Origin of the sequence: Parabacteroides sp. MSK.9.14, assembly GCF_019041495.1 — a bacterium.
Taxonomy (GTDB): Bacteria; Bacteroidota; Bacteroidia; order Bacteroidales; family Tannerellaceae; genus Parabacteroides; species Parabacteroides merdae.
The window spans coordinates 289373-301707 of record NZ_JAHPXO010000001.1; the positions used below are offsets into that span (position 1 = coordinate 289373).

Genomic DNA, 12335 nt, shown 5'->3' on the forward strand with positions numbered 1-12335 from the left:
ATGGCGATAAGCGTGCAGGCCTATTGGCTCTATAATCAGTATCGTTATGAAGTGGAGCGATATGCTGATGAAATTGCCGCCGATGTATTGCGTGTCGGAGATGAAGAGTTTGCCGAGCGCCGGAAAATGGCGATAGGTGATGATACTTCTTATATAATAGATCGTAGTTCGCGTACTCAATCCGGAACTTCCACTATCAGGAATGTGCAGACACAACTTTGTTTTGATTTTAAAACGGATGTCTTGGTCGATTCGATAATTGGCGGTCAACTGAATATGACAAAACTAAACCTCTCGTTTGATGCGACCTTACCGGAAGACAGCATTATTCATGGTGTGGAACGAAATGTCGTTAATTACTATATTCCTTTCCAGGTTGAACGTTTAGATAGTCTGCTTCGGGCGCGCTTGTCGCAATACGATTTCCAGATCGCTTTTTTGCCGGAAGGAGATACATTGAGCCGTTTCAATTCTTGGAAAATTTTACCGGAACATCTGTTCCCGCCTTGCTTGGGAGTTAAATACCGGTATGCTCCGTTGGAGCGGAAAGGGGTGATGATAGAAGTCGGTTTCCCGATAAACCCTCTTCTGAAGCGGATGGTGGGACAACTGATTTTGAGTCTGTTTCTGATCCTGTTGCTGCTTTCCTGCTTGGGTTTGCAAATTAATACGATACTTAAACAGTATAAGCTTGGCGAAATGCGTGAAAGTTTTGTTCATACGATGATTCATGAATTGAGACGTCCGGTACAGACTTTGAAAATGTGTGTCTCTTTCTTGAATGATAAAGAGATGCGCACGGATGAGGCTGCCTGCGACGGTATTGTCCAGGACGCCTTGTTTGAGCTGGACAATCTTTCCGCTTATCTGGAGAAACTGAAAAATATGGTGAGTGCCGACGGTAGTGCGACACTGCTGCATCCCATTCTGTTCAATTTGCAAGAGTTGGTTGAAAAGGTGATCCGTTTAGTTCATATTCCATCTGGAAAACAGGTTGCTTTTTCTACTGCTTTTCCACCTGATCTCCCATTGGTTACAGCTGATCCTGTGCATATTGCCAATATTCTGAGTAACCTGATAGAGAATGCGATTAAATATTCCGGCTCTGGAGTCAATATCCGCGTAGTCGTTATCCGGAATGACAAGCTGATAGAACTGACCGTAACTGATGATGGCGTTGGTATTTCTGCCGACGAACAGACGAAAGTCTTCGAGAAATTCTATCGCTCCGTCCATTTACCGGATAAGCAAATTCCTGGATTGGGACTGGGATTGAGTTATGTACGTCAGATAGCCGAAGCCCATCATGGGCAGGTCTCGCTTCGTAGTGAAGTGGGAAAGGGCACGGAAGTAACAGTAGGATTACCGATATAAAACGATATGGCGACACCATTAAAAATACTTTTTGCAGATGATGATCTGAAATATTCACTTCTTCTCAAACGTTTTCTTGAAAAAGAAGGGTATGATGTGGCTTATACCGGAAACGGGATGATGGTTCTCGAACAATTTCCGGTTGTTAAGCCTGATCTTGTCCTTTTGGATATCAATATGCCGGATTTGAATGGTTTTGAGGTCGCAGAAAAGATACGGGAAAACGATCGCCATGTCCTGATCTTTTTCCTTTCCGACCGTTCGGACAAAAACGACCGCCTGAAAGGCTTCAGCCTCAAAGGAAATGACTATCTTGCCAAGCCTTTCTATCCGGAAGAGCTGCTGGCGCGGATCAAAGAGCGGTTTGAAGTGAATCCCGATGTGAAAGTCGAAGAAGAAATCTATCATTTCGCTAATACCGTGTTTGACTATTCCACAAATGAAATCCGTACAGGCAACAGCAAGACGTTGGTCACTTCCCGTCAGGCAGAAATTCTTCGTATCCTCGCCCGTAATCCAAATGTTGCGATCGACCGTGAAATCATCCTATCTGCTGTATGGGGAAATGTCTCTTATGCCAACTCCCTGGCTTTGAATGTGCAGGTCACTTATCTTCGCAAAGCCTTGCGTAACGACCCTTTGACCAGTATCGTTTCCCTTACAAAAAAAGGCTATATGCTGAAAGGATAAAAAAACTTGCTATCTTTGCGCAATTGAGAAGTATAGACAAATAAAAAAGCGTATGAGTTTCAGCGAAAAGTCTTGCCTGGTATTTGAACAGGCTACGAAGGCATATCATATCACCGATCATATAGATGCCACGGTACATAATCCTTATGAGGTGAAGAGTATAGAGTTCTATCTGTATTTGAAGAATTGGATTGATGCTGTGCAATGGCATATGGAAGATATTATCCGCAATCCGGCTATTGAGCCGACTGAAGGATTGGTGATCAAACGACGGATTGACAAATCCAATCAAGATCGTACGGATCTGGTTGAGTTAATTGACAGTTTCTTTTTGGATCAGTATAAAAATGTGAAAGTCTTACCGAATGCAACGATCAATACAGAGAGCCCAGCATGGGCGATTGATCGATTGTCCATCTTGATCCTGAAGATTTATCATATGCAACAGGAGGTAGATCGTTCGGATGCGACTCCTGAGCATAAGGGAAAATGTGAAGAAAAATTGCGCATACTTTTGGAACAAAAAAAGGATTTATGCGTGGCATTGGATCAGTTATTGGCAGATATCGGTGCTGGACGTAAATATATGAAAGTCTATAAACAAATGAAGATGTATAATGATCCGGCCTTGAACCCAGTATTGTACGGTAAAAAATAATGGCAAAGGTATTAGTAATACGACTCTCGGCTATAGGCGATGTCGCTATGACAGTGCCTGTCATTTATTCTGCCGCCAAAGCTAATCCGGAAGATTCCTTTACTGTTTTGACTCAAGCTTTTTTGATGCCCCTGTTTATGAATCGTCCACCTAATGTGGAGGTTATCGGTATTAATACAAAGGGGGCTGAAAAAGGGCTTATCGGGTTGTTGAAATTTATCTCGGCATTGTTGAAATTCGATTTTGATGTTATCTTGGATTTGCATAATGTGATCCGTACGATAATAATCTGTACTTTTTTCAGATTGAATGGTAAGCGTGTGTTTGTGTTGGATAAAGCGCGGAAAGAACGTAAAAGATTGACTGCAATTAAAGGCAAACGACTTTATCCTCTTCGTCCGGTTATAGTCCGTTATGCCGATGTGTTTCGGGCTGCTGGGTTGAACTATACAGAAACGTTTACATCTCTTTATGAAGAATTTCCTGCCGAATTGTCTGGAATGGCCTCCGTTGCTGGAATTAAAAAAGGCAAATGGATCGGTGTTGCTCCATTTGCCAAACACCGAGGTAAAATTTATCCAGTGGACGAAATGGAACAAGTCGTTGCCTGTTTGTCGAAATGTGAAGATTATACTGTTTTTTTGTTCGGAGGGCGAGGATATGAGGAGGCAATCCTTGAACAATGGGAGTTTCAATATCCACGTGTTAAAAGTGTTGTAGGTAAATATGCCTTGGATAATGAGTTGGCGTTAATCAGCCAATTGGATGTGCTATTGTGTATGGATTCTGCAAATATGCATTTTGCCTCTTTGGTAGGTACACGAGTGATTTCGATTTGGGGAGCGACGCATCCTTATGCCGGTTTTTATGGTTATCATCAAGATTCCGGTGATGTTATTCAGGAAAATTTACCTTGTCGGCCTTGTTCTGTATTTGGGCAGAAACCATGTTTGCGCGGTGATTGGGCGTGTATGACACTGATAACACCGGAGAGGATTGTTGAAAAGGTAAAGGCATCAATAAAATAGTAAAGAGAAAACTACGATATCATGAGGGTCTGTTATTTTTCAAAATGTTATAAAGAACTATATAGTGCGGGAAGTAAAGCAAAGACCGATATGGAACAGATTATGTGCGATTTAGGATATCGGAATATCGGGTTTCCTTGTCTCGTTTGTTCGAATAAGATACTTGGCTTTGTCATAACTTTGCTCAGTATGATTAAAGTTTGTTTTAAGTTAAGGTCAGGTGATATTTTGATTATACAATATCCTTTGAAAAAATATTATACGTTATTATGTAATATAGTGCATTATCGAGGAGCTAAAGTTATAACCTTGATTCACGATTTAGGCTCTTTCCGACGGAAAAGATTGACAGTCCTTCAAGAAATTGATCGTCTGCAGAATTCTGATTATTTAATAACATTGAATGATTCGATGTCTGCTTGGTTACAAACTAAGGGGTGTGAAGTCCCGAAAGGAGAACTGAAGATTTGGGATTATTTATCTCCAGCCATTGTCTTAAACAAAATAGAACCAGCTACTGACTATACGGTTGTTTATGCAGGCGCGTTGGGATATAATAAAAATCGTTTTTTATATGAGTTGGATCGTTTACCTCGTCAATGGCATCTGAGTGTGTATGGTAAAGGATTAGAAGCTGATAAGATTCTCAATAAAGAATATTTCTCATATAACGGCTTTTTGCCGGCAGATCAATTGATATCTTCGGTACAGGGTGATTTTGGCCTGGTTTGGGATGGAGATTCTTATGAAGCATGTACTGGCAACTATGGTGAATATTTACGATATAATAATCCTCATAAAGTCTCTTTGTATGTCCGTTGTCATCTTCCGCTTATCATTTGGGAGAAGGCTGCATTGGCTCCTTTCATAAAAGAGAAGGAAATAGGTATTTGCATAAATTCTTTGGAAGAACTGGATGGTAAATTGGAGAAATTGACGGTGGATGATTATTTTAAGATGAAATCTCGGGTGATTGAGATAAGTAACTTGTTGTCTGTAGGATATTTTTTTACTAAAGCCTTGGATGAGGCTGTTAAGTTTCTGACAAAATCGGATGTGGCAGATGAAGGTCGTAATTAATCCTAAATACAATTTTCTCACTGATTTTATTTATCATCTTCCTGGATGTTTTTTCAAGGACGGTGAGACTATATACCAAGGACGTAATATCCTTAAAAAGTACGATATACAAGGATATCGTTTGATAGTCAAGAGGTTTAAACGTCCTAATATAATAAACCAGATTGTATATTCTTTTTTTCGTAGATCGAAAGCACGACGCTCTTTTGACTATTCGCTTGAAGTTCAGAAGCGTGGATTTGGAGTTGCAGATCCTATTGCATATATTGAGATAAAGCACGGAGGTTTACTTACCGATAGTTATTATATATCCTTATATATGGAAAGGATGGAAGAACTTCGCGAGTATATGGCTGTGTATAGAGCAGAAGATCGAGAGCTCAGACTGGCTTTTGCACGTTTTACGGCACAATTGCATAAGGCGGAAATATTGCATGTCGATTATTCCCCTGGCAATATCCTGGTAAAGAAACAGGCTGGTTCGTATGTGTTTGCGTTAGTGGATGTCAATCGGATGAAATTTAAAAGTATTTCAGTTGTTGATGCTTGTAAGAATTTAGCTCGTTTGGCAACATCCCGTAAAGTTTTGGATGAAGTGGCGTGTGAATATGCCTCTCAGCGGGGATGGGATAGTTTGGAAATAATGCGCTTGATGGGAGAATATAGTGATCGTTTTTTCAAGAATTACGCATTTCGTCTTGGCAATAAAGCGTGGCGAAGAAATGGGGGAAGTTGTTTTGCCCTTCCTTCTTTTTTCTATAAAGCATATGATCTGTTAAGTTGTTGTAAGTTACTTCCAGAAACGACACGCAATGTTTACCATCATAAACGGATTTGGGTTTATGATGATTATTTGCGTCCGTTTGATTTTCGGAAAGTGTTTCCTGAAAGTCTTCAAGACTGAGTTTTAGTATATAATTTTGATTTGGAACTCCATTCCGTGATATGTGTACAATGGCTAATGTAGTATTGTTCTTCTTCGGACAGATTCGAAGAGTCGTTATACCAAGGCAAATGTTCTGCTTGGTAGGGATATGCTGTTCGGTAAGCTTCGACTGAACGGCTTCTGCTCAATCCGACACGAGGGCGATAAAGGGCGAAGGTTGTATCTATTGGTGCTCTGTACAGACCTCCTTCGGCAGGTTTGAGATAATATTGTTTTTCTAAATTGATAACTTCTTCTTTGTGTATATAGGAATCGGGGATATTATCTATTCGTAGGGAAAAACCGATCTTGCGGGCGAATGGATGTTTTTTTAATTCTTTAAAAAAATAGTCGATGAAGTCTTTAGGGCAATAATCGGAAGGGATTACATCCGAATCTGTATAGATATAATAGTCATTGCAGAATCTTTTTTTTAAAGGCGATTTCCAAAGTGCTTTAAAGCCTAAGTTTTGATTGAGATGGAATACTGTAAATGGGCAGGTTTTGTAATATTCCAGCAAAGGTGGATAAGTCGATGCATTATCCAGAATGTAAATATTGGTATATCCACAGGCAGTCAATGTTTCTGTTAACAGCCGTAAGGTTGTGAGACGATTAAAATTATTGATGATAATAGGAATCTCTTTGGCATCTCTAATTAGAGATGGACTTATTATTTCTCGAAGGAAATAATAGTAAGAGCCGATATTGCATGTTAATGTTTTGAATATACTCATATAATTTTGATGAACAGGTTGTTAATATTATTGTAAAGGAATAAAATCCATCCAGAATTTTTTCATCTTACGTTTATACCAAGAATGGCAACCGAAAGGTAATTGCCGGTTGTTTAATTTGTAGCAATAACCTGGATATTTGTCAAATGAAAAGCGAATCGCTTCTTTTACTTTGGGATATGTGAATCCGTTTGCTTCCGTTGCCCAAAAAACATCTTCATTGTAAAGATGATATCGCTTTTGCGCCAGATAGTGATCGATTCGTTCGTTTTGTTCGCAAGTTATCCGATAATGACTGGCTACTTTTCTCAGAGATAGGCCACCGTTGCCGATTTTGCCATATAGATCTTGCTTGGAGGGTTTCCCTCTGAATTTATGGTAAGAATGTATCAAATGCATGATTCCGGAAATGACGGGTAGTTTATAGACTGGACGTTGCAACCAAGGTGCGCCAATATAGTCGTATCCCTTATTACACCATTCTCTCAATTCGTCGCGAAAAACATAAGCGTCCAACTGATAGATCAAAATATAGGTACAATCTAAAAAACTTTCATAAAATTCTTTAGCCAGCATGAGCCGGTTATAACCACTGATCCCTTTGAAATAAGAATCTGCGAATGAAATAAATGACAACTTAGGAAATTCGGTCACTAGTTCTGACAAGTCTAAATGGTTGGGTTTGATTACGACTAATGGATACATTCGTAATATTTTGTATGCTTGTGATAAAGATTTTCTTTCTTGTTGGGACAGAGAGGCTTGGTAAATAGGTATAACAACTTTCACTAGATTCATATGAGCCTTTTTGTTTATGTTTAATATATATATATAGTATATACACAAAGATATGAATAATTTACAAAATTGAATGGGGGAAATGTTTTTATTATAATTTATTATATATCTGCTATATGATAGTCGTGAAAAATATTGTAATTTTGTAATATACATTCAATGCATTGATGTATAGTTTCTTATGGATGATTTGGATTCTTTATGTACGATGTGTTGATGATTTTGTATTGATTATTTTTGAAAAAGAGTTTATGATTCCAAAGATTATTCATTTATGTTGGTTCAGTGAAGAATCTTTTCCTGTTGAAATAAAAATTTGTTTGGCAAGTTGGAAACGTATATTGCCGGATTATACGATAAGGTTATGGACATATGCAGATGCATTGGCAATAGGTTGTGATTATGTCTCGGAGGCTCTGTCTGTTAAAAAATGGGCTTTTGCAGCAGATGTTATCCGTTTTTATGCAATCTATAAAGAAGGCGGAATTTACATGGACAGTGATATGCTTCTTAAAAAACGTTTTGATGAATTTATCCCGGAGCATGGTTTTGCAACTTTCAACGAATGTTGGGGAACAGTCCTTTTACAAGCTGCTTTTTTGATAGGTGAGCAGGGTAATTCTTTTTGCGAAGAAGTCTTTAGTTATTATAAGCAGCGTCATTTTTTATTGCCCGATGGTTCTTTCGACATGTTGATCTCTCCCAAAATAATGGTGATGGTTGCTGAAAAAAGAGGATATAAAAGGGAAGATATTGAACAACATTTAGGAGAAGATGTCGTTATTTATCCAGGATGTTATGTTTCTCCCTGTAAGAAAATTCAGTATCCCGAGGCTTTTGCTTGTCATCAAGTGTATGGGAGCTGGCGGAAACATCGTTTTGGCAGAAAAGTGGAACGTTTTCTGAAACATGCGTACCTCGTGATTCGTTTTGCGTTATTTAAACGATAAGTATAGAAGATTGAATAATTAATGGAAAATATAAAACTTGCCGTTATCGGCCTCGGATATGTCGGTTTGCCGTTGGCACGGTTGTTTGCGACGCGTTATCCTGTGGTCGGGTATGATGTGAAGCGGGAGCGGGTAGCAGCCTTGATGGAAGGGCGGGACGCGACGCAGGAAGTATCGGATGAATTGTTGAGGTCCGTGCTACTGCCCCGGTTGCCGGAGGAAGGTGAGGCGGGATTGTTTTGTACGTCCGATGCGGAACAGCTCCACGGATGTAATTATTACATTGTGGCGGTCCCTACGCCGGTCGACTTGCATCATAGCCCTGACCTGACACCTCTTTATTCGGCCAGTGAAACGGTAGGGAAGGTCTTGGGCAGAGGCGATATCGTGATCTATGAATCGACAGTCTGTCCTGGTATAACGGAAGACGAATGTGTTCCCATTCTGGAGAGAACGTCCGGATTGGTTTTTAACCGCGATTTCTTTGCCGGATATTCGCCGGAGCGTATTAATCCGGGAGACAAGGAACATACGGTGGAGAAGATTATGAAAGTGACATCCGGTTCCACTCCCGAAGCCGCAGAGAAGGTCGATGCCCTATACCGATCGGTTATCCAGGCTGGAACCTTTCCGGTATCCAGTATCAAAGTGGCGGAGGCAGCCAAAGTGATCGAAAACTCCCAGCGTGATATCAATATCGCTTTTATGAACGAACTGTCGAAGATTTTCCATCTGATCGGTATCGATACGAACGAAGTGCTGGCGGCAGCTGGGACGAAATGGAACTTCCTGCCTTTCAAGCCCGGTCTGGTCGGAGGGCATTGCATAGGGGTTGATCCTTACTACTTGATCCGTAAAGCTGAGGATTACGGTTTCCATCCGGGACTGATCCTGTACGGACGTCGTATCAACGATACGATGGGCGAATATATTGCCGGTCGCGTCGTGAAGTGCATGATCAAAAAAGATGTTCCGGTGCGGAATGCGGAAGCACTGGTTTTAGGCTTTACCTTCAAGGAAAACTGTCCCGATGTGCGTAACTCCAAAGTCGGTGATGTCGTTCGTTATCTCGGTGACTACGGTATCAACGTGACGATCTGTGATCCTTGGGCACGTCCGGATGACGTCCGGCGCGAGTATGGCTTGAATGTCCTGTCCACTTTGCCGGACAAGAAGTTCGACGTTGTCATCTTGGCGGTCGCACATACCGATTTCCTGTCACTGGACATTCCGGAGCTGGTAAAGGAGCACAGCGTGGTATATGATGTGAAAGGCTGTCTGAATCCGGCTTGGGTAGATGATCGTCTGTGAGTTATTTCCGTCCGAAGTCTGCCGGGATCTCTCCCCATTCCGAAGTTTCCCATTTTAGGATAGGAGTGGTATAGGTATTGGTTTTGAGCCACTTTTCAGCTCGTTCGATCATATCGAAGATCGGTTCGTTCTCTGGTACGCGCTCTAAGAGTGTCTTGCATTTCTTCTTTTTTACCCAACCGATGGCGTTCCGACTGTCCGAATAGATCGGAAGGCTGCTTCCTTTCTGTTTCAGTAGGGCAAGTCCGTGTACCAAAGCCAAGAATTCACCGATGTTGTTCGTCCCTTTTTTTAACGGCCCGATCCGGAAGATCTCTTGCATGGTCGGCGGATAGACGCCTCGGTATTCCATGTTTCCCGGATTCCCGCTACAAGCAGCATCCACACAAAGGCTTTCCCAGATCGGTTTCCCGACCGGAGTTTTTGGAGTCAGGCCTGCAGCCGCTTTGGAGGAAGACGCTGTTTTCAGATAATGCTCGTATCCTTTTTCAAAGGCTTTCGTTGCCTCCTCTTTGGTTTCGAACGATTTATATTTTGCTCCGTCCTGTCCGTCCACCTGCGCTTTGCATTCGCCCCAGTTGTCATATACGCCCGGAGTGATACCTTTCCATACTACATAATATTTGTTTTTTGCCATTGTTCTCTGTTTAATAAGTCCTTGTCCGACTTCTCCTTCTTCCGGTAGGAAATCGATTCTATCCTTTGGGAAAATGCCTTCGGCTTGCCGGATAAGTTTGTTTTTTCGGCATCTAATCGCTTACCGACAATTATCAGCAAACCTGTCGACAATTACCGACAGGCAAATCGTTGGGCATGGAATCGAAGAAGTATGCGGTCAAAGATAAAAATTTATCCGGCACAAAACAGAACTTCTTAACGGAAAAAGTTTACATTTGCAGGAAACAATCATATAGATATGAAGCGTATATTTCTGATTGGATATATGGGAGCCGGAAAAACCACTGTGGGAAAAGTGCTGTCCCGGCAGTTGGAACTCTCGTTTATCGATCTGGACCACTATATAGAAGGTCGCTACCATAAGACCGTCGGGCAGCTTTTTGCCGAGAAAGGGGAAGATGCGTTCCGGGATATCGAGCGAAGGATGCTCCGCGAAGTCGCCGCTTTTGAAGATGTCCTGGTATCGACCGGAGGCGGTGCTCCTTGTTTTTTCGATAATATGGAGTTTATGAATGGGGCCGGACAGACCGTTTACCTGAAAGTCTCGGTAGAGGAACTGGCGAAGCGTTTGGAGCTCTGCAAATCGACCCGCCCGATACTGGAGGGTCGTTCGGGTGACGAATTGAGAGCCTTTATTGCCGAAAGTCTGGAGAAAAGGGAACCTTTCTATTCGAAAGCGTCGATTGTGTTCGATGCGGAAGAGATGATGACCGATCAGGATGTATATAAGATATCACAAGAACTGGCAACACGATTATAGAGTTGAGAGTTGAAAGTGAAAACTGGCACAACCTTAACTTTCAACTCTCAACTCTCAACTATTAAATTATGGATAGACAAGGGCAGGGGGCTTATATCCCGCAGGAGCTATTAAAAGAACTCAGTAAGGCGAGTAATCGCTTACTGATAGGTATACCCTGTGAACGGGTAGAAGGAGAGTGCCGTCTGGCTCTGACTCCCGAAGCGGTCGACATGCTGACCGACCGTGGGCATCGCGTTCTGGTGGAAGCCGGGGCGGGCCTGGGGATCAATTACTCCGATAACCATTATTCGGAAGCGGGAGCCGAGATTGTGGCGACTCCGGCCGAGGTGTATCAGGCGGACATCATCCTGAAAATCTTGCCGCCGCTGACTGCCGAGGTGATGATGATGAAGCCGCGTACTACGCTGTTTTCAACCGTCCAGTTCAATACCTTTTCGCATGAAGCCTTCGAACTGATGATGGCTAAACGGATTACAGCTGTCGCCTATGAACTGTTGGCTGATGACAAACAGCGCTGTCCGGTCCTGAATGTGATCTCTGAGATAGAAGGAACAGCCTCTATCACGATCGCTTCCGAGTTGTTGAGCAATACGCAGGGCGGAAAAGGGATCTTGTTAGGAGGCATACCGGGCGTTTCACCGACCGAGGTCGTGATTATTGGAGCCGGTAATGCCGGGACTGTCGCCACCCGTGCCGCTATGGCACTGGGTGCTTCCGTGAAGGTGTTCGACGACGATATAAACAAGCTTCGGACTATCCAGCAGGTATTGGGGCAAGGCTTGTTCACTTCCACCTTCCATCCGAATGTGCTGCAAAACGCTTTCCGTAGTGCCGACGTGGTGATCGGGGCGATGCGTTACATCAATACGCGTCACCGGTATATCATCGCCGAAGATATGATCCGTATCATGAAACGCGGTGCATTAGTTATTGACCTCAGGATCAATCAGGGAGGTTGTTTTGAGACGACCTGTTGCCTCTGTCCTTCCGATCCGGCTGTTTTCGAACAGTACGGCGTACTGCACTATTGCCGGCAGAACATCAGTAACCGTGTGGCGCGTACCACTTCGATGGCACTGAGCAATATCTTCGTCCCGATGCTTTTCCTGCTGGGCGATGCCGGTGCCGTGCAGGGGATGATCAAGAGCGACCCGGGATTCAAGAACGGAGTCTACATGTATTGCGGTAAGCCTGTTAACAGCTACGTTTCCAATCGATTCGGTTTATCATCGAATAATATCGATCTATACCTCTCTGCGTTTTAACCCATAAAAGTTTTGAACTCGCAAAGTTTATTCTTTACTTTGCGATGATCTTAAATATCAACAAGCGATTAAGCTAAT

At 42.4% G+C, this 12335-nt stretch carries 13 protein-coding genes; 10 read left to right on the top strand and 3 right to left on the bottom strand.

Features of this window, described 5'->3' with window-relative positions:
• The 6 genes from KTG12_RS01010 to KTG12_RS01035 all read left to right on the top strand — a co-directional run bounded on the left by KTG12_RS01010 (position 1) and on the right by KTG12_RS01035 (position 5734).
• Entirely contained in the window at positions 1-1374 is a 1374-nt protein-coding gene (locus KTG12_RS01010; RefSeq protein WP_227225976.1) for a sensor histidine kinase KdpD, read from the top strand.
• 6 nt (positions 1375-1380) lie between these two features.
• A complete protein-coding gene (locus KTG12_RS01015; protein ID WP_138272623.1) occupies positions 1381-2064 on the top strand; it encodes a response regulator transcription factor in 684 nt (227 codons plus the stop codon).
• A 52-nt stretch (positions 2065-2116) separates the two neighbouring features.
• The gene (locus tag KTG12_RS01020) at positions 2117-2722 is read left to right on the top strand and encodes a DUF4254 domain-containing protein (RefSeq protein ID WP_005639910.1); all 606 of its coding nucleotides are present in this window, start codon (positions 2117-2119) and stop codon (positions 2720-2722) included.
• Positions 2722-3750 carry a glycosyltransferase family 9 protein gene (locus KTG12_RS01025; RefSeq protein ID WP_022321705.1) on the top strand — a complete coding sequence of 343 codons (1029 nt, stop codon included), beginning with the start codon at positions 2722-2724 and terminating at the stop codon, positions 3748-3750. The genes KTG12_RS01020 and KTG12_RS01025 overlap by 1 nt, the downstream gene beginning before the upstream one ends.
• A gap of 90 nt (positions 3751-3840) precedes the next feature.
• A complete protein-coding gene (locus KTG12_RS01030; protein ID WP_022321706.1) occupies positions 3841-4830 on the top strand; it encodes a hypothetical protein in 990 nt (329 codons plus the stop codon).
• A complete protein-coding gene (locus KTG12_RS01035) occupies positions 4814-5734 on the top strand; it encodes a lipopolysaccharide kinase InaA family protein (protein WP_224204158.1) in 921 nt (306 codons plus the stop codon). The genes KTG12_RS01030 and KTG12_RS01035 overlap by 17 nt, the downstream gene beginning before the upstream one ends.
• Here KTG12_RS01035 and KTG12_RS01040 read toward each other — a convergent pair.
• Both KTG12_RS01040 and KTG12_RS01045 read right to left on the bottom strand, forming a co-directional pair.
• Positions 5725-6492 carry a hypothetical protein gene (locus tag KTG12_RS01040; RefSeq protein WP_022321708.1) on the bottom strand — a complete coding sequence of 256 codons (768 nt, stop codon included), beginning with the start codon at positions 6490-6492 and terminating at the stop codon, positions 5725-5727. The two genes, KTG12_RS01035 and KTG12_RS01040, sit on opposite strands and share 10 nt — an antisense overlap.
• Before the next feature lie 27 nt (positions 6493-6519).
• On the bottom strand, positions 6520-7290 hold the full coding sequence (locus KTG12_RS01045) for a DUF5672 family protein (RefSeq protein WP_022321709.1): 771 nt from the start codon (positions 7288-7290) through the stop codon (positions 6520-6522).
• A gap of 251 nt (positions 7291-7541) precedes the next feature.
• Here KTG12_RS01045 and KTG12_RS01050 point away from each other — a divergent pair, with 251 nt between their 5' ends.
• Positions 7542-8240 (top strand): glycosyltransferase family 32 protein, encoded by a 699-nt coding sequence (locus KTG12_RS01050; protein ID WP_022321710.1) that lies wholly within the window; start codon positions 7542-7544, stop codon positions 8238-8240.
• A gap of 21 nt (positions 8241-8261) precedes the next feature.
• Complete coding sequence (locus KTG12_RS01055; RefSeq protein WP_046451560.1) at positions 8262-9551, top strand: nucleotide sugar dehydrogenase; 1290 nt, start codon at positions 8262-8264, stop codon at positions 9549-9551.
• A gap of 1 nt (position 9552) precedes the next feature.
• Here KTG12_RS01055 and KTG12_RS01060 read toward each other — a convergent pair whose 3' ends face one another.
• Entirely contained in the window at positions 9553-10188 is a 636-nt protein-coding gene (locus KTG12_RS01060) for a viroplasmin family protein (RefSeq protein WP_022321712.1), read from the bottom strand.
• 279 nt (positions 10189-10467) lie between these two features.
• On the opposite strand from KTG12_RS01060, the gene KTG12_RS01065 reads away from it, so the two are divergent.
• On the top strand, positions 10468-10989 hold the full coding sequence (locus KTG12_RS01065; RefSeq protein WP_022321713.1) for a shikimate kinase: 522 nt from the start codon (positions 10468-10470) through the stop codon (positions 10987-10989).
• 68 nt (positions 10990-11057) lie between these two features.
• Entirely contained in the window at positions 11058-12257 is a 1200-nt protein-coding gene (locus tag KTG12_RS01070; protein WP_022321714.1) for an alanine dehydrogenase, read from the top strand.
• Positions 12258-12335 lie beyond the last annotated feature (78 nt).